The 20,330-nt window shown below is 61.0% G+C and carries 21 protein-coding genes; 4 read left to right on the forward strand and 17 right to left on the reverse strand.

Annotated elements, in window-relative coordinates; translation table 11 throughout:
* Positions 1-6 precede the first annotated feature (6 nt).
* From DAAHT2_RS06045 to DAAHT2_RS06090, 11 genes are all read right to left on the reverse strand, one after another.
* The gene (locus tag DAAHT2_RS06045; RefSeq protein ID WP_013163413.1) at positions 7-1,128 is read right to left on the reverse strand and encodes a FliH/SctL family protein; all 1,122 of its coding nucleotides are present in this window, start codon (positions 1,126-1,128) and stop codon (positions 7-9) included.
* Positions 1,121-2,155 carry a flagellar motor switch protein FliG gene (gene fliG / locus DAAHT2_RS06050; protein ID WP_013163414.1) on the reverse strand — a complete coding sequence of 345 codons (1,035 nt, stop codon included), beginning with the start codon at positions 2,153-2,155 and terminating at the stop codon, positions 1,121-1,123. Before fliG ends, DAAHT2_RS06045 begins: the two co-directional genes overlap by 8 nt.
* 3 nt (positions 2,156-2,158) lie before the next feature.
* On the reverse strand, positions 2,159-2,671 hold the full coding sequence (locus DAAHT2_RS14930) for a flagellar M-ring protein FliF C-terminal domain-containing protein (RefSeq protein WP_049824369.1): 513 nt from the start codon (positions 2,669-2,671) through the stop codon (positions 2,159-2,161).
* A complete protein-coding gene (fliF, locus tag DAAHT2_RS14280; RefSeq protein ID WP_049824370.1) occupies positions 2,652-3,704 on the reverse strand; it encodes a flagellar basal-body MS-ring/collar protein FliF in 1,053 nt (350 codons plus the stop codon). The genes DAAHT2_RS14930 and fliF overlap by 20 nt, the downstream gene beginning before the upstream one ends.
* A gap of 136 nt (positions 3,705-3,840) precedes the next feature.
* A complete protein-coding gene (fliE, locus tag DAAHT2_RS06060; RefSeq protein ID WP_013163415.1) occupies positions 3,841-4,149 on the reverse strand; it encodes a flagellar hook-basal body complex protein FliE in 309 nt (102 codons plus the stop codon).
* A 32-nt stretch (positions 4,150-4,181) separates the two neighbouring features.
* Positions 4,182-4,616 (reverse strand): flagellar basal body rod protein FlgC, encoded by a 435-nt coding sequence (flgC, locus tag DAAHT2_RS06065; protein WP_013163416.1) that lies wholly within the window; start codon positions 4,614-4,616, stop codon positions 4,182-4,184.
* 2 nt (positions 4,617-4,618) lie between these two features.
* On the reverse strand, positions 4,619-5,005 hold the full coding sequence (gene flgB, locus DAAHT2_RS06070; RefSeq protein ID WP_013163417.1) for a flagellar basal body rod protein FlgB: 387 nt from the start codon (positions 5,003-5,005) through the stop codon (positions 4,619-4,621).
* A 69-nt stretch (positions 5,006-5,074) separates the two neighbouring features.
* The gene (locus DAAHT2_RS06075; protein WP_013163418.1) at positions 5,075-6,592 is read right to left on the reverse strand and encodes a sigma-54-dependent transcriptional regulator; all 1,518 of its coding nucleotides are present in this window, start codon (positions 6,590-6,592) and stop codon (positions 5,075-5,077) included.
* A 4-nt stretch (positions 6,593-6,596) separates the two neighbouring features.
* Entirely contained in the window at positions 6,597-7,694 is a 1,098-nt protein-coding gene (locus tag DAAHT2_RS06080) for a two-component system sensor histidine kinase NtrB (protein WP_013163419.1), read from the reverse strand.
* Entirely contained in the window at positions 7,691-9,751 is a 2,061-nt protein-coding gene (locus tag DAAHT2_RS06085) for a tetratricopeptide repeat protein (RefSeq protein WP_162014298.1), read from the reverse strand. Before DAAHT2_RS06085 ends, DAAHT2_RS06080 begins: the two co-directional genes overlap by 4 nt.
* 43 nt (positions 9,752-9,794) lie before the next feature.
* Complete coding sequence (locus DAAHT2_RS06090; RefSeq protein WP_013163421.1) at positions 9,795-10,868, reverse strand: sigma-54 interaction domain-containing protein; 1,074 nt, start codon at positions 10,866-10,868, stop codon at positions 9,795-9,797.
* A gap of 125 nt (positions 10,869-10,993) precedes the next feature.
* On the opposite strand from DAAHT2_RS06090, the gene DAAHT2_RS06095 reads away from it, so the two are divergent.
* From DAAHT2_RS06095 to DAAHT2_RS06110, 4 genes are all read left to right on the forward strand, one after another.
* Positions 10,994-11,692: a cell division ATP-binding protein FtsE gene (locus DAAHT2_RS06095; RefSeq protein ID WP_218915054.1), complete on the forward strand. Its 699-nt coding sequence runs from the start codon at positions 10,994-10,996 to the stop codon at positions 11,690-11,692.
* The gene (locus DAAHT2_RS06100; RefSeq protein WP_013163423.1) at positions 11,689-12,597 is read left to right on the forward strand and encodes a cell division protein FtsX; all 909 of its coding nucleotides are present in this window, start codon (positions 11,689-11,691) and stop codon (positions 12,595-12,597) included. Before DAAHT2_RS06095 ends, DAAHT2_RS06100 begins: the two co-directional genes overlap by 4 nt.
* Before the next feature lie 5 nt (positions 12,598-12,602).
* The gene (locus DAAHT2_RS06105) at positions 12,603-13,877 is read left to right on the forward strand and encodes a murein hydrolase activator EnvC family protein (RefSeq protein WP_013163424.1); all 1,275 of its coding nucleotides are present in this window, start codon (positions 12,603-12,605) and stop codon (positions 13,875-13,877) included.
* Between the two features lie 222 nt (positions 13,878-14,099).
* A complete protein-coding gene (locus tag DAAHT2_RS06110; protein WP_013163425.1) occupies positions 14,100-15,458 on the forward strand; it encodes a S41 family peptidase in 1,359 nt (452 codons plus the stop codon).
* Between the two features lie 163 nt (positions 15,459-15,621).
* Here DAAHT2_RS06110 and DAAHT2_RS06115 read toward each other — a convergent pair whose 3' ends face one another.
* The 6 genes from DAAHT2_RS06115 to panB form a co-directional block, all read right to left on the reverse strand.
* The gene (locus DAAHT2_RS06115) at positions 15,622-16,230 is read right to left on the reverse strand and encodes a FumA C-terminus/TtdB family hydratase beta subunit (RefSeq protein ID WP_013163426.1); all 609 of its coding nucleotides are present in this window, start codon (positions 16,228-16,230) and stop codon (positions 15,622-15,624) included.
* A 182-nt stretch (positions 16,231-16,412) separates the two neighbouring features.
* A complete protein-coding gene (locus DAAHT2_RS06120) occupies positions 16,413-17,249 on the reverse strand; it encodes a fumarate hydratase (RefSeq protein WP_013163427.1) in 837 nt (278 codons plus the stop codon).
* A complete protein-coding gene (locus DAAHT2_RS06125; protein ID WP_013163428.1) occupies positions 17,249-17,842 on the reverse strand; it encodes a PilZ domain-containing protein in 594 nt (197 codons plus the stop codon). The genes DAAHT2_RS06120 and DAAHT2_RS06125 overlap by 1 nt, the downstream gene beginning before the upstream one ends.
* Before the next feature lie 46 nt (positions 17,843-17,888).
* A complete protein-coding gene (locus DAAHT2_RS06130; RefSeq protein WP_013163429.1) occupies positions 17,889-18,644 on the reverse strand; it encodes an OmpA family protein in 756 nt (251 codons plus the stop codon).
* Between the two features lie 6 nt (positions 18,645-18,650).
* A complete protein-coding gene (locus DAAHT2_RS06135) occupies positions 18,651-19,415 on the reverse strand; it encodes a motility protein A (RefSeq protein WP_013163430.1) in 765 nt (254 codons plus the stop codon).
* Between the two features lie 65 nt (positions 19,416-19,480).
* A complete protein-coding gene (gene panB, locus DAAHT2_RS06140) occupies positions 19,481-20,323 on the reverse strand; it encodes a 3-methyl-2-oxobutanoate hydroxymethyltransferase (RefSeq protein ID WP_013163431.1) in 843 nt (280 codons plus the stop codon).
* Between the last annotated feature and the right edge of the window lie 7 nt (positions 20,324-20,330).

Genomic DNA, 20,330 nt, shown 5'->3' on the forward strand with positions numbered 1-20,330 from the left:
GCATGGCTATTGGAGTTCCGGGGCAGTTAGCGGTTTTTCCGGTGCGGGGGATGGTTTTTCCGGCTCGGGCTCAGCGGCATCCAGCTTGCTCCCGCCCGCTTCCGAGGTTGCCGCCACTTCCGCCGGCAACTCCTCGGGTGCAGCCTGCTCGTCCTGCTCCACCTGCTCCGATGCGTCAGCCGACGCCGCCGGTCCAGCCGGGTCAGAGTCAGCCGCCAGGACGGCTTCGTCACCTTCGCCGAGCGCCACTGCCGTCGCTTCCTCTGCTGCCGGCGCCGACTCTTCGGCCTCATCCTCCGGCCAGACGGCGGCAATTTCGGAGGCCGGCGGCGGCTCTTCATCTTCATCGGCATGAGCCGCCAGCACCGCCTGGAAAGACCGGCTCACCGCCTGGTAGAGTTTTTCTCGGCTGTTGTCCAGGGTGGCATCCACCTCGCCAAAGGCGCTTTTCAGCAGGCAACCGCCTCTGGCCAGGGCGGGATCCGCCACCAGTTCGATGCGATTTTTGCCGCCCAGCAGCGCCGGCTCCCGCAGACCGGCCTCGCGCAGATTACGCAGATCGTCGGGATTGACAAAGGCCTGCACCGAGGAGTTTTCCACCACAAAGTCGGTGGCCTTCTGCAGACAGGCCCTGATCACCTGCGGATTGGTGGCGGTCTCATGGTGCACCAGGCAATCGGTCATAACCTGAACCAGGGCCAGCAGGTCTTCACGGTAACGTTGAATGATCGCCCCCCGCTGGAGTTGGATCTCGGCCAGCAGTTTTTTCAACTCCGCCAGGCGGGCACTGTACTCTTTTTTGGCCTCCGCCCGGCCCTTCTTCTCTCCTTCCGCCCGACCTTTTTCCATCGCCTCCTGGTGCAGGCGTTCAGCCTCTTTTTGGGCTGCGGCCATAATCTCGGCCGCCTGTCGGCGGGCTTCTTCCACCGGGTCCGGCTCTTCCGGCTCCGGCTCCATCGCCAGCTCCCGGCTGCCTTCTTCTGTTTTGACGGCGGAAGCCTTCTCGCGGGTGCGCTGCCACAACTCAACAAAGCTGAGAAACTCCGAGGCGTCGGGGGGCGCCTGCCCCTGGTCGCCGGCCAACTCCACGAATTCGTCGTTGGCCGGTTTTTTGCGCTTATTAGACAAACTCGTCCTCCCCGGCACCGACCATCAACTGCACCTTGCCTTCCTGCTCCAGGCGTTTGGCGATCTTGATAATGGCCTGCTGGGCCGCCTCCACATCCTTGATTCTGGTTGGCCCCATGATCTCCATGTCGTCCTTGAGCAGTTCCACCGCCCGGGAAGACATGCAACCGAAGACTTTTTCCTTGAGTTCATCGGAGGCGATCTTCAAGGCCACCTTAAGGTCATCGGTGCTGACCTCCTTAAGGATAGCCTGAATGCCGCGATCATCGACGCTGAGCAGATCCTCGAAGACGAACATCAGGCGCCGGATTTCCTCAGCCATGGCCTCGTGCTGCTCCTCAACCCCTTCCAGAATGGCCGCTTCCATGGCCCGCTCGGCGTTATTGAGCAATTCCGCCACCGCCTCGACCCCGCCCAGGCGCTGCCCCTCCATGCCTTCCACCGCCAGGAGTTCATCCTGCAGCACCCGGTCCACGTCCACCAGGATCTCCGGGCCCACCTTGTCCAGTTCGGCCATCCGCATCACCACCTCCACCTGGGTGGCTTCGGGCAATTCGGCCACCACCTGGGCCGCCTGGCTGGGCTCCAGCACCGACAGCACCAGAGCCACGGTCTGGGGGTGCTCGTTGCGCAGGAAGTTGACCAGAATTTTCGGCTCCAGCTTGCGGGCCTTCTGAAACAGGGTCAGCTTCCAGTCGGAGCGGATATCCTCCAGGATTTCCGTGGCTTTATCTCCGGTCAGGGCCTTTTTCAAGGCGTGCTCCAGCATATCGTTACCGGAAAGGAAGAGATCGGAACCGCCCACATCGGTTTTGAACTCCTGCAGCAGTGATTCCAACTCCTCCTTGTCGATCTTGTCGACCTTGGCCATCTGCCGGCCCACCAGTTTGATCTCCTCCGGCGACAAGCGCTGGAACACTTGGGCGGTGAAGTCTTCGCCAACGGTGAGCAGAAAAATCGCCGCCTTTTCAGGCCCGGTCAAGTTGCTGCCACCGGCATCTTTTTTGCCTTTGCTGGTTACCGCCATAATTTAAATCTCCTCACGCAGCCAACGCCGCACCAAATCTGCGGCCCGATCGGGATCGCTCTGAGCCAGCCGATAGATCCGCTCCTGATCGGTCAAGCCCTTGGGGCCCAAAGTCAAATCTTCTTCCTCCTGCTCTCCGGCCCCGGCTACGGCCCCGGCCGCCGCCATCTGCGCGGCCCGCTTGGCCTCGAGATCCTTGGCCGCCAGCAGGCGCAAAAACGGCCGGACGACAAAGAGAATCACCGCCAGAGCGATCAGCAGATAGACCATGGGCATGGCCAGCCACTCGGCCAGTTCTCGCCACTGCTCCATGGGGTCGACCTCCGGATCTTCCAAGGCAGACAGGGCAAAGGCCATGGAGACCACCTCCACCTGATCCCCCCGTTCTTCATTGTAACCCACGGCATTTCGTACCAGCCGTTCAAAGTATTCCATTTCTTCAGGAGCGCGTGGCCGATATTCTAAAGTCGTGCGGCCGTTTTCGTCAACCACCCTTTCATAGGTGCCGTCCACCATGACGGCCACCGACAGGCGCCTGACCCCCCCCCCCCGCCTCCTGGACCTGCCGGGTCTGCCGGCTGATTTCATAATTGCGAGTAATATTGCTGCGCTCGTAAGAACTGCCGGTAACGGCGCCGTCCTCGCCGGCAAAGGTGGCCAACTCCCCCTTGACTCCGGGAATCCCCCGGGCTCGCTCACCGCGCTCGTCGGTCTCGGAGAGAATCTGCTCGCTCCTGACCACCTGTTCTTCCGGGTCAAAGATCTCCTCGGTGAGATTAACCCGGTTGAAGTCGATATCGGCCGTAACGCTGGCCCGCACCCGGTTGACTCCCACCACCTCTTCCAGCATGGATTCAATTTTGCGGCGGGCGGTGTTTTCCACGCTGTGCTGATACTCCAGCTGGGTGCCGGAAAGGACCGAGTCGAGATCGCCGCGCTTGCGGTACAGCAGGCGGCCGGCGGTATCCACCAAAGTAATGTTTTCATCGCTGAGCCCCGGCACCGCCGAGGCCACCAGGTTGACGATACTCTGGATCTGATGCTGGCTCAACTGCTCCCGCCCCCGCATCCGGACGCTGACCGACGCGGTGACCGGTTTTTCATCCTCGATGAAAACCGATTCCTTGGGGGTGGCAATATGCACCCGGGCTTCCTGGACCTGCTGAAACTGCCGGATGGTCCGCGCCAGCTCACCCTGCAGGGCGCGCTGAAAATTCAGCCGGTTGACAAAATCGGTGGTTCCCAGGCCGACTTCATCGAAAACCTCAAACCCCACCCCGCCCCCCCGGGGCAGACCATCGCCGGCCAGACCCAAGCGTACCTCGTACACCTGATCAGAGGGCACCATAATGGCCTCGCCGGTCTGGGACAGACGGTAAGGCACATTAAGTTCCCGCAGGCGCTGCACCACTTCGGCGGCATCTTCCTGGGTAAGGCCGGAGAAAAGCACCCGCTCATCAACCCTGGTCCCCATCGTGGTCAAGGCCACCAGCCCGCCGAAAACCACGGCCACCACCACCCCGGCGGTGACCTTTTGTATGGTGCTCAATCCACTGAAAATGGAGACTAACTGTTCAAGTATTTCCCTGGGCCCAGCCATCCTTTTGGTCCTCTGGCAGATAATCGAGTGGCAACAGACAAAACGGCGAACCGGACATCAACCGTTGTCCGGCATCGCCTGAAAACTACAGCTGCATCCGCATCATTTCCTGGTATGCATCCAGCCCCTTCTGGTGCACCTTGGTCATCAGGCGCATGGAGATACTGGATTTCTCCACCGCGATCATGGTTTCATGGATATTGGCATGCTGGCCGCTGACCAGCCCTTCGGAAAGATGATTGGCTTCAGCCTGGCGCGCGCTGACCACGTCCACCGCCTTGTTGAGGATCTCACCAAAACCGGAGACCGCATCTTTGACCGGCGGCTGGGGCGACACCCCGAGCTCTCCCACGCCCACCGGCATCACCGGCTGCAAGTTCATACCCTTAATCATAATCGATTCCCTCGTCTATCTTCTGTCTTCTACTACCGACTGATATCCATGGCCCGGGCCGCCATTTCTTTGACAGCCTCCAGGGCGGCCACGTTGGCCTCGTAAGAGCGGCGGGCATTCATCATGTCCACCATCTGCTCGGCCACATTGACGTTGGGGTAACGGACGATCCCGTTCTCATCGGCATCGGGATGGGCCGGATCATAAACCTCCCGGAACGGGGCCTGGTCTTCCACCACTTCCACCACCTCCACCTTGCGCAGGCGGGAAGCGGCGCCCTGCAGGGCCGCCCCGAAATCACGGTCCAGGGGCTTGGCCTCGAACACCACCGATTTGGCCCGGTAAGGTCCGCCTTCCATGGTCCGGGTGGTATTGGCGTTGGCCAGGTTCATCGAGGCGACATTGAGCCGACTGCGCTCGGCCTTAAGGGCCGAACCGCTGATTTTCATCGCTGTCAAAATATCCATGGCTATTTCGCTCCTTCGTCAATTATATGACGCAACCCTTCAAATTTTTTGGCGATCAGTTGCGCCGCCACCTGATACATCATCTGATTTTCCGACAGTTTCAGCATCTCTTCATCCAGATCCACCGGCCGCTCTTCCTCGCGGAAACGCCCGGCCCGGGCCGCTTCCACCGGATCAATGGCGAGATGGCGGGGGTTGGTCCGGGCTACTTGGCCCTGACCGCTGACCACCTGCGCCATCACCCGCTCAAAGGGAAAATCCTGGACCTTGTAACCTGGGGTTTCGAGGTTGGCGATGTTGGACTGAATCATGCCCTGGCGCTCGTTGCGCAGATTCAGGGAGTGATGCATCACTTCAATGGTACCGCCGAACAGTTTATTGATGGGCATAACATCCTCCTTGCTGCCTACTACGGGGATTAACTGTTGCCCATTTTCACATGCAAACCGTGTGCCAGATTAAAGAGAGCCTTGGTTGCGATACTCATTGAGTTTGTTGCGCAGGGTGCGCACACTGATTCCCAGCATTTTCGCGGCATGGGTACGATTGTCATCGGTCTGCCGCAGGGCCTGCAGAATCATCTGCCGCTCCACCTCACGCAGACTGCGCCCGGCCAGGGCGCTATCAAGGGTCGCGGCCGAATCGGGCGAGCCGGAGGCCTCTGCTGCAACCGCCTCGGTGGCAACCGTGGGCGGTGAGGCCTCCGGCTCGGCAGCATCGACGGGCTCGGCGTCGGCCGGCCCCGAAGGTTCCGGAAGCTCCGCTGACGCTGCCGGTTCCGGGGGCAGTTCATCATCCCAGAAGTCCCAGAGTTCCAGCTCATCACCATTGCTGAGCAGCACCCCCCGCTCCAGCAGATTTTCCATCTCCCGCACATTACCCGGCCAGTCGTAGTCAAGAAAACGCTGCCGGGCGGCGGCGGAGAGCTTTTTCAAGGGCTTGTTGTAGCGCCGGCTGTGTTTTTCAATAAAGAAATCCGCCAGCAGAAAGATATCATCGGGGCGCTCCCGCAGGGAGGGCAGGCGAATGGGGATAACATTGAGGCGGTAATAGAGATCCTGGCGAAAGGTGCCATCTTTCACCGCTTCGGCCAAGTCACGGTTGGTGGTGGCCACCACATGCACGTCCACCTTGACCGGCTCCTTGCCGCCCAGCCGATCCACCTCCTCTTCCTGCAGCACCCGCAACAGCTTGGCCTGCAGATGCAGGGGCACTTCCCCGATTTCATCCAGCAGCAGGGTGCCGCCGTGGGCCAGTTCAAACTTGCCTTTTTTGGCCATCACCGCCCCGGTAAAGGCCCCCTTTTCATGCCCGAACAATTCGCTTTCCAGCAAGCCCTCCGGCAGGGCGGCACAGTTCAGGGCGACGAAAGGACCGGCCTTGCGATCGGAAACATGATGGATAAAGCGGGCAAAGACCTCTTTGCCGGTGCCTGATTCCCCCAGCACCAGGACCGTGGCCTTACTGGAAGCCACCGTCCGGGCCCGTTCCAGCAGCCGCAGAAAGTGGCGGTCGCGGCCGATCACCGTGCGGGACCCTTCATCGGTCCGACCCGGCGGCGGCGAGCCGGTTTCGGCGGCCGGAGCAACGGCAGCCGGGCGCGGCTGCTGGCGCATAACCTTTTTGATGGTCTCTTCGATCACCTCAACCGGGAAAGGCTTGAGAATGTAATCCACCGCCCCCTGCTTCATGGCCTCCACCGCCGTCTCCACGGTGGCATACCCGGTGATGATCACCACCGGCAGGCCGGGCCGGACGGCCTGGATTTGCTGCAGCATGGCAATACCATCCATCTCCGGCATCCGGATATCGGTGACCACCAGGTCGGGGGCTTCGCTTTCCACCATCTCCAGGGCCATGCGCCCGTTTTCCGCCACCTTGACCTCGTAACCGCCACGGCTCAAGGCCTCGTAGAGGGCAACACGCATATTCTGTTCGTCGTCAACAACCAGTATTTTTCGGCCCATCGCGCCCATCATCTTATTCCTGAGTTACGTTGTCGGGCAAGAACACCTTGAACACCGAGCCGTGACCGGGGCTGCTGTCCACCCGGATAAAGCCCCGATGGCTTTCAACGATATGGTGGACAATGGCCAGCCCCAAGCCTTTGCCGCCATCTTTAGTGGTAAAAAAGGGGTCAAAGATCCTGTCCCGCTGGTCGGCGGCAATCCCCCGCCCCCGGTCGACCCAGCGGATTTCCAGCAACGGCGGGCTCTGGCGGCTGGCCGGCAGACTGCGGGTAACCAGTTCGACCTCGCCTCCCTCGGGCATGCTTTCCAGGGCGTTGAGCCCCAGGTTAAGCATCATCTGCTCCAGCATCGCCGCATCACCGCAGATCTCCTTTTGCCGATGGCCGTATCGGGCGGCAAAGCGCACCCCCGTCGCCTCACCCAGCGGGGCCAGGTCGGCCAGTACTTTATCCAGCCATGGCTTGACGGCCAGCGGCTTCATTTCCGGCCGCGGCTGGACCGCAAAGGTCAGCACGTTGTCCAGCAGGTGATTCATGGTCTTGATGGCGGCCAGCATCCGGCCGGTGATCCGCCGGTAATCGGGATCATCCCCCAGGTCGCGCTCCAGCATGGAGGCGTACAACTCCAAGCCGCCCAAGGGGTTGCGCAACTCCTGACTCAGAGAAACGGCCAGCTCCTTGATGGCGGCAAACCGCTTGCGGCGGTGCAAATGATCTTCCACCATGGCCGGGTAAGTTACATCTTCCAACGAGAGAAAAAAACCACCCACGTCAAAAAAAGGGCTCTGCAATTCATTACGGGCGATCAGCAGATAGCGGGGGCCACCACGATCCCGCCCCTCTTCCTGCTCGATGAGCAGTCGGCCGCCCGGCCGCCGCAACGGCTCCAGGGCCGACTGTTCCAGTTCCAGGGCGCGCTCCAGCAACTCCCAGCAACTCCGCCCGATGATGGAGACCCCGGCCAAACCCAGCATGGCCCCGGCCTGCCGGTTGGCGGCCAAAAGCTGACCCTGGCGGTCGGCCAGCAGCAGGCCGCCGGGGATACTCTCCAGCATGGCAAAGAAAAATTCCCGCAACTGGTCGGCCTTATCAAACGATAACTGACTCATTGAGCAAACAGGCTCTGCATCTCGGCCGTGGCCAGGTTGATTTCCAACTGGTTAAGATAGTTTTGGGCCATCCGGGCATACATCTGGTCGGGGCCGGCAATGGCGGCCTGCAAGTGCTCCCGGGCCGTCTCGGCCTCCCGGCGCTCGGCCAGCAGGCGACCGAGATACAAGTTGGCGGCCTGGTAATCCGGACCCGCCGTCGGCAGACCCTCGGCCAGAGCGTTTTGGTACGCGGCTTCAGCCTGCTCGCTCAGGCCCTGGCGGCGCAAACCATCTCCGGTGCGGCGGAACCAGCGCTGCAAACCCTCGGGCTCCAGCCACTGCTCTTCCTGAAACCGCGCCATAACCCGGTTCATTTCCGCAAACCTGGCCAGGGCTTCCAGGGTAGCCAGGTAATTTCCGGCATGGGCGGCGCGCCGGCGTTCGGGAGGTTTCTGGGCAAAGGCCTGGCGATAAAACTCCAGGGCTTCATCATAACGAAATTCAGCGGCTCGCAACCGGCCGCTGAGGTAATAAACCTCCGGCATCTCCGGCTCCCCGTCGTAAATCCGGCGCAGGTGCGCCAGCAGCCGGTCGGCGGTATCATAATCGGCCATGGCGAAATAGACCTCCACCCGGCGATAATAAAGATCAACCAGTTCTTCCCGGCTCATTTCGCCGGCCAGCGCCCGGTAATAGACCACCGCCGCCTGCGGGTAAAGGGCCAGCTCTTCCAAGGCCTGGCCGATCAGATAACGCAAGCGACCGGGTTCATAGGCGACCACATGGGGAAATTCATTGAGATACAGTTGGTAGACCCGCTGATACTCCTCTTCCGCCAGCAGGGCCTCGACCAGGAAAACCAGCAGGTCGCCGGCCCGGTTGACCCCGGTGAGGGGATCCGGCCCCGGCTCGGCATGGCGCACATAACTGCGGGCCATCTCCCGCGCCAGGGTCTGGTCGTCGCGCTCCAGGTGACGCCGATACAGTGCGTAACGGGCATCATTGGCAATGGCTTCATGGCCGAACCGCTCGATCACCTGGTAGAAAACAGCATCGGTCTCCGGCCCCGGCACCTCTCGCCGGGTGGCAGTATCATCGGGCCGGCGCCTGGCCTTATCCTGGTATTCAGCCAGCCGAAAGCGCGCCAGCAGCACGGCCCGTTCCCCGGGACTCCCTTCTTCCAGGATCCGGTTGTACAGGCGCCGCGCTGTTTCATGCTCGCCCTGGCGCCGCCGGCTTTCCCCCAGTTCAAATAGCGCCTCGGGCCGACGCGGCGAGTCCGGGGCCAGGTTGATAAAGGAAAAAACCTGCTGATACCCTTCCTGCTCGCGGCCGACCCGAAAATAAGCCTGCCCCAGCAGCAGCAAGAATTCAGGGTTTTGCAGGTGATACTCCTCCGGCGCCACCCGTTGCAACTCCTGGAAGGTGGCTAAAGCCTCCCAGTAAGCCCCTTGCTGGTCGTACGCCAGCCCCAGGTTGGTCATGACCTCCAGCCGAAAAGCCAGCTCCGGCTCTTCGGTGAGTTCCTTGAAAATCTCGATGGCCTCATCCACCCTGGCCACTTCAATCAGGGTACGGGCCTGCCAGTGGCGGGCCCGGGGCACCAGTTCCGAATCTGGGTAGCGCTCGACAAAGAGGCGGAAATAGGTAAGGGCTTCACGCAGAAAGCGCATCTTGAAGTGAGCGATTCCCATCTCCAGGTAGGCCTCTTCCGCCTGCGGGGAGTCGGGGTATTCCACCGTGAAACGGCGAAAAAGATCTCTAATGCGTTCCCAGTCGGGATCGGGTTCGGTGGCGGCGATTTTCTTGCGCAGCGTGGCCGCCCGCCAGAGGGCCTCCTCGGCAAAGGGGGAAGTCGGGTGCTCGCGATGCAGGCGTTCAAAGTCGATGGCCGCCCGCCGCCAATCTTCACGCTCGGCCGCGCCGACGGCGCTCTGCCACAACTCCTGGCCCGCAGCGGCCGCCGCCTGGTGCGGAACCGTCAGCACCAGGCAGAGCACCACCGGCAGCAGCACCAGCAACCATTTAAGCCGGTCTTTCAACGCCAGCGGGCGCCCGGCTCTCTCTGGAGTCACGGCCAGAAGCCACCGCCTGGCCACTCTGCCCCGGCGTGCTGGCCTAAACATCTTCCGGGCCGTTGAGGCGATAGCGTTTCATCTTCTCCAGCAGGGTGGTACGGTTAACGTTGAGCAGCTTGGCTGCCCGATTTTTGACCCAGCCGGTCTGTTCCATGGCCTGGACAATCAGTCTTTTTTCAAACTCGGCCACCACCTCGCTCAAGACAAAGCCGGCCGGAGGGATCGGCCCCGCCGCGACCGTAGGCAAATCAGCTTGCGCCGCGGGGCCGGGGCTTTCCTGCCCCGCCGGCGCCGCACCCATCCCGGCCAGCAGGCGTTCGGGGATATCCTCCCGCCCCAACTCACGCCCGGCGGCCAGAATCACCATCCGCTCCACGGTGTTTTCCAGCTCCCGGACATTACCCGGCCAAGGGTAACGCTGCAGGCAATCCAGGGCCTCGGGCTTGATGCCCCGGATCTTCTTCCTGCGGTTGACATTGAAACGGGCGATGAAATGCTCCACCAGTAAAGGGATGTCCGAGATCCGCTCCCGCAGGGGCGGAGCATCGACGGGAATGACATTGAGGCGGTAATAGAGGTCCTCCCTGAACCGCCCCTCTTTGACCTCGTGCTCCAGGTCCCGGTTGGTGGCCGCCACCACCCGAAAATCCGAACTGATGGTGCGGGTCCCCCCCACCCGTTCAAACTTTTTCTCCTGCAAAACCCGCAGCAGCTTCACCTGCAACATGGGGCTCATCTCGGCAATTTCATCCAGGAAGACCGTGCCGCCGTGGGCCAACTCAAAGCGGCCGGGGCGAGAACGCACCGCGTGGGTAAAGGCCCCCCGCTCGTGGCCGAAGAGTTCGCTTTCCAACAACTCCGCCGGGATGGCCCCGCAGTTGACGGCGATAAAGGGCCCCCGGCCGCGCCCCCCTTCCTGGTGCAAAGCCTGGGCCACCAGCTCTTTGCCGGTACCCGACTCGCCCCTGACCAGGACGGTGGTGTCGGCGTCGGCAACTTTGCGGATCAACACAAAAACCTGTCGGATCCGTTCACTGGTGCCGACGATGGCCGCGCAACCCTGCGCTTCTTCCCGCTCCCGGCACTGATTTCCGTCAGCTTGTTTTAACGCCATAAATCGCCATCCCTCCGCTCCTTACTCCATGAATTTCCCATGACTTTGCAAGATTTTGTCTGTATGTCTATACAATACCGACGAAAAGGGTGTCAATTTTTTTTCATCTTGGTTATATTTGCCGCATGGTCAAGCAAACAGCGACAACCACCCCCATGGTGGAATGCTTCAAGGTGAGCAAGGTCTACCCCCCCGATGTGGTAGCACTGCGGGATGTCTCGCTGAGTGTCAAAAAGGGGGAACTGGTATTTATCACCGGCAGCAGTGGCGCTGGCAAAAGTACGCTGATCCGGCTGATTGGCCGGCAGGAAAAACCCGATGTCGGCATGGTGCTGGTCAACGGGCGCGAAGGGGCCAGGCTCAACCAGGCACAGCAGCAGCGACTGCGCCGGGACATCGGGGTGGTTTACCAGGATTTCCGCCTCCTGCCGCAGCTCAGTGTGGCCCGTAATATCGCCATCGCCATGGAGGTGGATTACCGCTCCCGGCGAGAAACCAATCGGCGGATCAGTGAACTGCTGGAAAACCTGGAACTGACCGGCAAAGAGCGCCGCCCGGTGGAAACCCTTTCCCGGGGTGAACAGCAACGGGTGGCCATCGCCCGGGCGGCCGCCAACTTGCCGTCGCTGCTGCTGGCCGATGAACCCACCGGCAACCTGGATGAAAAGACCGGCCTGCTGATCCTCGAGCTTTTTCGTGAGCTGTCCGCCGCCGGTACCACGGTGATCACCGCCACCCACGACAGCAAACTGTACCGCGACCATGGACACCGGGTGCTGCACCTGGAACAGGGCGTACTGCAATCGGACGGAGTGGGGCAATGAAGAGCAAACCTCACCTCTCTACCTTTCTGGCCGCCATTCTGCAGCAAGCCGGCCGCAACCTGGCAAGATCCTGGCCCACCCAGTTGATGAGCCTGCTGACCGTTGCCCTGTCGGTGCTGATTTTTTCCTTTTTCCTGCTGATCCATCTCAACATGATGGCCGCCGGCGCCAAATTGGGTGATGACCTCAGGCTTACGGTATACTTGGCTGAAGAGATCCACCCCTCCATGCAGCCCCGGGTCCGGGAGCAGATTCACCAGTTCGGCGATATCGCCGAGGTCCGGTTTGTTTCCCGCCAACAGGCCATGACCCGCTTTGCCGAGCATTTGGGCGAGGAGCGGGAAATTTTGGTCGATCTTGAGCCGGACTTCCTGCCTCCCTCCATCGAAGTCATCCCCCGCCCCGGTTTGCTGGGGCTGGGCGAACTGGAGCAACTGGCCGACTTCCTCACCACCCTGCCCCATGTCAGCCGGGTGCAGTACGGCCAAGAGTGGTTGCTGCGCTTTAACAGCTTCAATCGCCTGCTGCGGGTGGTGGTGCTGATCAGCGCCACCCTGCTGACCCTGAACATGATTTTCACCGTTTCCCGCACCATCCAGCTCACCGTGGCAGCCCGCCGGGAGGAACTGGAGATCCTGCGCCTGCTGGGAGCCGACCGGGCCTTTGTCGGCACACCATTCCTGGCGGAAGGGTTGCTGCAGGGCGGCCTGGGTTCCATGCTGGGCCTGGGTTTATTGTACCTGCTGTTTCAATGGGCCGCCGCCCAACTCGAAGGTGCCGGCGTCCTGGCCCTCTTCACTCCGGTCTTTGTGCCATCCTGGCTGCTGGTGCTGATCATCGGTGCCAGTGCCCTGCTCTGCCTTTTCAGCAGCCTGGCGGCAATCAATAAATCACTGCGGGTGTAATCGGCATGCCGGCAAGCAAGCACAGGATCGGCCTGAGCAACGATTGCGGGATGGTTGCAGCACTGCGCCGCTTCCCCCTGCGCACCCTGCTGCCCCTTTGTTTGCTGCTGCTTTTAAGCTGCCCGCTGAACGGCTTTGCCGCGGCCGATGAAACGGCCGATGAAGAGCAGCAAAAACTCGAGTCGTTGCGCCGCAACCTGGCAGAGCAGGAAGATCGTCTGGCCGCCGCCCGGGCCAGAGCCGAGGAGCTGCTGGCGGAACTGGCCGACTTGGACCGGCAGGTGGAACAGCAACAGACGGAACTGGCCACCCTCAGCCGGCACCTTGAAGAACACCAACAGACCAGAGCGCAGAAACAGGATCAACTGGCCCAGCTTAAAGCTGCCCACGAGCGAGCCGGGAAAAAAGTACAGCGTCGCCTCACGGCCGCCTACCAGACCGGGGAAGTGGCCATTCTCAACATCCTTTTCAGTGCCGAAAGCCTGCCTGACCTGCTGGAACTGCAGGATTATTTCCACTTTCTCCGGGAGCACGACCAGACTCTGATCAACGGCTATCGCGACCAGATCGCCACCCTGCAAGAGGCCCGGCAACACCTGGCCCAACTGGAAGAGGCGCTGCTGGCCGACAAGGCCATGGTCAAGAACCGGGAAGAGCAGCTCCAAGCTACCCGCCGGGAACAGGCCGAGGTGCTGCGCCGGGTGCAAAACCAGCAACGGTTGCACCAGCAAGCCCAGCAGGAAATCAGCAAAGCCGTGGATCTGCTGGCCATTGCCCTCACCGCTACCCTGACCGACCAGTCCAAACGGGTACCGGGAAGCGAGGGGGCCACGGCCCCTTCCCCGACCCCAACACCAGGCACCGGGGAGGATGATTTTGCCAACCTGCGAGGCCTCGTCCGCTGGCCGGTTGAGGGCAAGGTGATCACCGGATTCGGGCAGACCATCCGGGGTCCGCTTGGGGAGGTTGGCGAAAGCCGCGGCATTATCATTAAAACCGACATCGGCGCGCCCGTAAGAGCCCTGGCCGCCGGCACCGTGGCCCATGTGGGGGAAATGCCCGGTTACGGCAAAATGATCATCGTTAATCATGGGCAGCGCTATTTCAGCCTGCTGGCCGGGCTGGCCGAAATCAACTCCCGGGAGGGCGCCCCGGCACGGCCGGGGCAGATCATGGGCACCACCGCCGCAGCCGGTGGCGCTGAAGGCCGGCTTTACCTGGAGATCCGTCAGGGGGTCCAGACCCTGGATCCCATGGAATGGCTGCAAGACAACCGGTAAGCGGTCACGGGGTGCGCATCTTGTGGCGATCAAACCCGGCTTGTGTACTGATGTACGCGGCACCGAGCCGGTACCACCCATGACCGGGCCGGCAGGGGAGGCAAAAATGGACAATTAATATTGTCTATAAGCCTGGAACATGATAGCATTTACCGATAAAGACAAGTCATCTTGCAAGGTGGCTTGCCCGATATTTTATTTTACCCTGGCTGAGATCGTACCATGAAAATTACCCGCAAGCTGTTGACCCGCCTCGCCCTGCCCGGCCTGGGGGCCGTCTTTTTCCTTTTGCTGGCCTTCTATCATCTTCCGGACGGCCAGGCGGCCAAATCCCAGGATACTTACCGGCACCTGGAAACCTTTACCAACGTTCTGCATATCATTCAGCAAAGTTACGTGGACGAAGTGGACCCCGAGGAGGCCATTGAAGGGGCCATCCGGGGGATGCTCCAATCCCTTGACCCACATTCCTCATATCTGCGAGCCGACGATTTCAAGGACCTGCAGATGGAAACCAAGGGGGCTTTCACCGGCATCGGTATTGAGATCAGCATGCGTGACGGGATGCTGACCGTGGTAGCCCCCATCGAAGGCACCCCGGCCGACAAAGCAGGACTGCGGGCCGCCGACCGGATTGTCGGCATCGACGGGGAAACCACCAAGGGTATTTCGCTGATGGAAGCGGTTAGAAAACTGCGCGGCCCAGAAGGCACCGAGGTCACCGTAACCATTCACCGCGATGGCTGGTCGGAGTTCCGGGATATCACCATTGTACGGGGGGTTATTCCCATCTACAGTGTTAAGTCCGAACTGCTGGAGCCCGGTTACGCCCATATTCGGATCAGCAACTTCCAGGCCAAGACCACCAAAGACTTCCGCGAGGCGTTAAACAACTTTCAAAAACAGGAAGAACTGAAGGGAGTAATCCTGGATTTGCGCAACAACCCCGGTGGACTGTTGGACCAGGCTGTACAGCTGGCCGACGTCTTTCTGGATGAAGGGGTGATTGTTTCCACCAAAGGCCGGATCCGGGAGCAGAACATGGTCTTTGAAGCCCGGAAAACCAGTGGCCGCGACCGTTACCGCTTTCCCTTGGTGGTACTGGTCAACGAGGGCAGCGCCAGCGCTTCGGAAATTGTGGCCGGAGCCCTGCAGGATCATCAGCGGGCGGTAATTCTGGGCACTCCCACCTTCGGCAAAGGTTCGGTCCAGACCATTATCCCGCTCAACGATGGGGCCGGCTTGCGACTGACCACCGCCCGCTACTACACCCCCAGCGGCATTTCAATTCAGGCTAAGGGCATCACCCCCGATATCGAAGTACACAACGAGCCGCCCAACAACGCCACGACTGCCGCGGCGGAGAAAGATCAGCCCCCGCCCCATATGACTTTCCGGGAACGCGACCTGCTCCACCACCTGGACAGCGATCGGCGGCAACCAAAAACGCCTGAAGCTGAAGAGAAAAAAGACGATAAAGACAAGGAATTACGGGAAAAACTGGCCCGCGACCGCCAGTTGCAAACCGCCCTGACCTTGCTCAAAGGGCTCCAGGTTTTCAACCAGCGGGGCACTCCCTAATCCCTACTTCGCAACCCCCGTGGTCAATCAGTTGCGACGGTGTAACTGAGAATACCCCCTGCGAGACGATCTTCCAAAGAGTAAGCGGCCACGGGGCACCCCAGATTGCGGCAAGCAGACCGGCGCAGCGTAATCGGGGACAGTTTTCAAAACTGTCCCCTCCTCAAGCCGGGCTGATCGCCGCAAGGTGGGGTGCCCCGTGATCGCTTACGCGGCGGTAGAAATCGTTGCCGGCCAGGTCGTTGATCACCACCGCCGGAAAGTTTTCCACCTCGAAACGGAACATGGCTTCGGCTCCGGCATCGGCAAAAGCCACCAGTTCGCTTTTGCGGATGCAGCGGGAGAGCAGGGCACCGGCCCCGCCGATGGTGGCCAGATAAATGGCCCCATGGGCCAGCATGGCTTGGCGCACCTCCTCCGAGCGAGGGCCTTTCCCCATGGTGGCCGTCAGCCCCAACTCCAGTAACCGGGGAGTATAGGCGTCCATCCGATAACTGGTGGTGGGGCCGGCGGCTCCGATTACCCGGCCCGGCAGAGCCGGCGTCGGGCCCACGTAGTACAGCAGTTGCCCCCGCAGGTCCACCGGCAAAGGGCGCCCTTCATCAAGCAGCGCGCAGAGGCGCCGGTGGGTTTGATCCCGCCCGGTGTAGAGCACACCACTCAAACTTACCAGTTCCCCGGCCTTAAGTTCGGCCACCACGGCAGGATTAAACGGCACCTCCACCCGGCGCAACTGTTGCAAAAACTGGGAAACAGGGGATATCTTCGGCATCATCAAACCTCGCAGCAACCAAATTACAGGTAAGCGTTCACCAAGGGCACTAACCTACCGGTTTAACGGGCTGTAACCGAACAGCCGTGCCGCAGGTTCGGGTAAGCAACCAGGCGCGGCGTACCCCCTGTACGTAAGCCTGGCTGATCGCCCGAAAATGCGGTGCGGCTGTTCGATTACAATTACAGGGTGAGCTCTTTGTGGCGGTGGGCGTGGCATTGAATATTAACCGCCACCGGCAAGCTGGCGATATGGGAAGGAAACAGTTCCAGGTGCACCGCCAACGCCGTATTGTTGCCACCCATCCCGTGCACCCCTGCCCCCTGCTTATTGATTTCGGCCAGGATGGCAGCCTCCAGTTCAGCGGCATCCTGCCGGGCATGGGGCTGCCCCAGGGGGCGGCAAAGGGATTTCTTAGCCAGGTAAGCCGCTTTTTCAAAACTGCCCCCCACCCCCACCCCGACAATCACCGGCGGGCAAGGATTGGAACCGGCGGCCACCACCTGCTCCACCACGTAATCGATGATCCCCCGCTTACCGGCAGACGGCGGCAGCATGGCCAACGCGCTCATGTTTTCACTGCCGCACCCCTTGGGCAGCAGCCGCAGGGTAAGGGAATCACCGGCCACCGGCTCCAGATGAACAACCGCCGGAGTGTTGTCGTTGGTGTTGACCCGGGTCAACGGATCACATACCGAATTGCGCAGATAACCATCCCGGTAGCCGCGGCGCACCCCTTCCTCGACGGCAGCCATCAGGTCGCCATCGACCTTTACCTCCTGCCCCAGTTCCACAAACACCACCGCGATCCCGGTGTCCTGGCAAACCGGCAACCGTTCCCGGCTGGCAATGTCCGCATTTTCCAGCAGCAACTCCAGCACATTACGGGCCAGTTCCGCCGACTCCCGGTCCCTGGCCTGCAGCAGGGCCTCCAGGATGTCCGGTTCCAGGTCGCAGGCCGCCGCCACCACCAGCCCGCGTACCGCCGTCACAATTTCCTCGGCCTTAATTATCCGCATTACTGGTCGTTCTCCGAACGGCGGCTGCGCAAGGCCATACTCTGCTGCCTGAAGCTGTGCTGCACCAGCTTGTCACGATCTTCCTCCATCAGCAGGGCAAACTCAGACCCCACCCGGTAAATGGTTTTACCCTGGTGCTCGCCCTCGCTTTCACATTTGACCACCCGAACAAAGAAGTAAAGGAAGGTGTAGGCCGGCAGCAGGGCCAGATGCACCTCGATCAGATCACCGGGCTGAAAGGCCTCAAAGGAGTAAAAAGAGAGCCCTTTTCCGCTGAGGTTGACCTTCTGCATTTTGAGGGCGTCGAAAACACTGCGCTCACCTTTGACCCTTTTAAGCAGCAGGTTGATTTTGTTGTCCAGGTGCCGGAGAAAATCGGCCATATCCGGGTCCTTGGCCCGCAAGCGGTCCAGGGCGGCATGGGCCCCAACATACATTTGGATATCCGACAACCCTTCCTGGGTATAAATGGAGATTCCCTGCCGATAATCTTCGGCGATGTCTTCAAATTTTTCCGCCGAGACCTTTTTGTAGGCCAGCAGGACCCGATCCGTGGCCCGCACCGCCCCTCTCCGGTTTCGTCCGTCACTCATAGCCCGCTCCTGTGCATAATGGTCGACACCCCAACGGGCCGGCAACTCACTGCCGGTCCAGGTCGATAAAGTCCTCGAAGCCCTCAAACACCCGCAAATCCTCCCCCGGCCTGATCCGAAATTCCACCCGCCGGTTAGCCGCCCGCCCTTCGGCGGTATCGTTGGGTGCCACCGGCCGGCTGTCGGCGTAGGCTTCGGCGGCCAAGCGATCCCGGGGGATTTCATAGTGTTCCAGCAGGTATTCCACCACCGCCACCGAACGCGCCGCCGACAGGGCCCAGTTGGAGGAAAAAGGCGCCCCCGGCCGCATGGGCACGTTATCAGTATGGCCCTCCACCACCATGGTGGCCTGGCTGGTCACCAGGATCTCGCCCAGTTGGTCCAGCAGAGCCTTGAAATCTTCCTTCAAATCCGCCCGGCCGAAGGCAAAAGCCACCGAATCTCTGATCCGCACCGTCACCTCTCCGGCCTCATCTTCTTCAACGGTGACCAGGCCGGCATCTTCCAGTTCCCGAAAAAGCTGCTGGATCGGCTCCCGCACTTCAAAAGGGACGGTTTCAAACACCGTGGCAATAATTCTTTCTGCCTTTGGAATCTCGTGGGCCGGGGTAATCGCCTGCACCCCGAAGGCCCGCTTGATGGAACCGGTTACCTTGAGGAAACTCGGCTCATCCAGGGTGGAAAAAGAGAGAATCAACACCAGAAAGCAGAGCAGCAGAATGGCGATATCGGCAAAGGTCGCCATCCACAGGGGCGCCCCCGGCGTCGGCGGCGGTCCTTTTTTGGTTCGCTTCCTAGCCATTGCTGCTTACCGGTTGGCCATGCTGTTTTTACGATCCTTGGGCGGCAGAAAGGTTTCCAGAAATTCTTCCATCACCCGGGGATTAAGCCCTTTGAGGATCCCCAGCACCCCTTCAATGATCAACTGCCGGTTTTGCTCCTCTTCCTGGCTGCGCAGGGCCAGCTTGTCGGCGATGGGAATAAAGAGGAAGTTGGCCAGCACCGCCCCATAAAGGGTGGTCAACAGGGCCACCGCCATACCGGGCCCGATGGCCGCCGGATCATCCATGACCGACAGCATCTGCACCAGCCCCACCAGGGTGCCGATCATCCCAAAGGCCGGGGCCGAAGTTCCCATGCCGTTGAAAACCTGGTTGCCCACCAGGTGACGAGCCTGGGTGAGTTCCACCTCCTTTTGCAGCACCTCTTCGATGAACTCCGCCTCATGCCCATCCACGCAGTACATGATCGCCTTTTTCAAAAACGGATCGGTAATCGGCTGCTGCTCCAGCACGATCAGGCCGTTTTTGCGGGCCACATGGGCCAGGTTGACGATCTCGGCAATCACCTCTTGGGGGTTGTTGACCCGCATGGTGAAAGCATTCATGGCGATCCTGGCGGAGTTGATCACATCGGCCATGCTGAAGCGGATCATGGCCGTCGCCAAGGTGCCACCGAAAACGATGAGTACCGACGGGGGGTTGAAAAAAATCCCGGGGGCATCACCCAACAAAATGGCTCCCATCAGCAGCACGGAGCCCAGGATCACCCCTATTAAGGTTGCTAAATCCATAGATTAGACCTTTTTCACCTCTTTCTTAAGCGCCTCCGGCCAAGGCGGTGCATGCGATCTTACGACTACTTATCGGCCAGGCCGCCTTTTTCTTCAACCAGGGGCCCGAAAGAATGCTCGGCGGCGGGAAATTCGCCGGCCGTCACCTCCCGCTTAAAAGCGGCCAGGGCCTGATCCGCCTGGTCGGCCAGCCGGGCGTATTGCTTGGCAAACTTGGGGGTAAAGTCCCGGAAAAGACCCAGCAGATCATGGGTAACCAGCACCTGGCCATCACAATGGGGTCCGGCGCCGATACCGATGGTGGGAATTGCCAGCTCGGCGGTGATCCGCCCGGCCAGCAGAGCCGGCACACACTCCAGCACCAGGGCCGAGACTCCGGCGGCCGCCAGGGTCCGGGCATCATGCTCCAGCTTGGCCGCCGAGGCGGCATCCCTGCCCTGTACCTTAAAGCCCCCAAGTTGGCCGGCGGTTTGAGGCGTCAAACCAATGTGCCCCACCACCGGGATGCCGGCCCGGACCACGGCGGCGGCAATCGCCGCCACTTCGGCCCCGCCTTCCAGCTTCACTGCCGCGCAACCGGCTTCCTTGAGAAAGCGGCCGGCGTTGACGATGGCGTCCCGCTCTCCGGCCTGATAAGAAAGAAACGGCATATCACCCACCAGCAGAGCCTCCCTGACCCCCCGGCGCACCGCTTTGGCATGATGAATCATCTCATCCATGGTCACCGGCACGGTGGAATCATGCCCCAGGGCCACCATGGCCAGGGAGTCTCCCACCAGCACCAGATCAACGCCGGCCCGGTCCACCAGAGCCCCAAAGGCGGCGTCATGGGCGGTAAGCATGGTAATTTTCTCGCCGGCGGCCTTTTTCGCCGCCAGGTCACAAACGGTCTTCACGGCTCGGCTCATGCTGCCA

It is taken from the genome of Desulfurivibrio alkaliphilus AHT 2, from assembly GCF_000092205.1.
GTDB lineage: Bacteria > Desulfobacterota > Desulfobulbia > Desulfobulbales > Desulfurivibrionaceae > Desulfurivibrio > Desulfurivibrio alkaliphilus.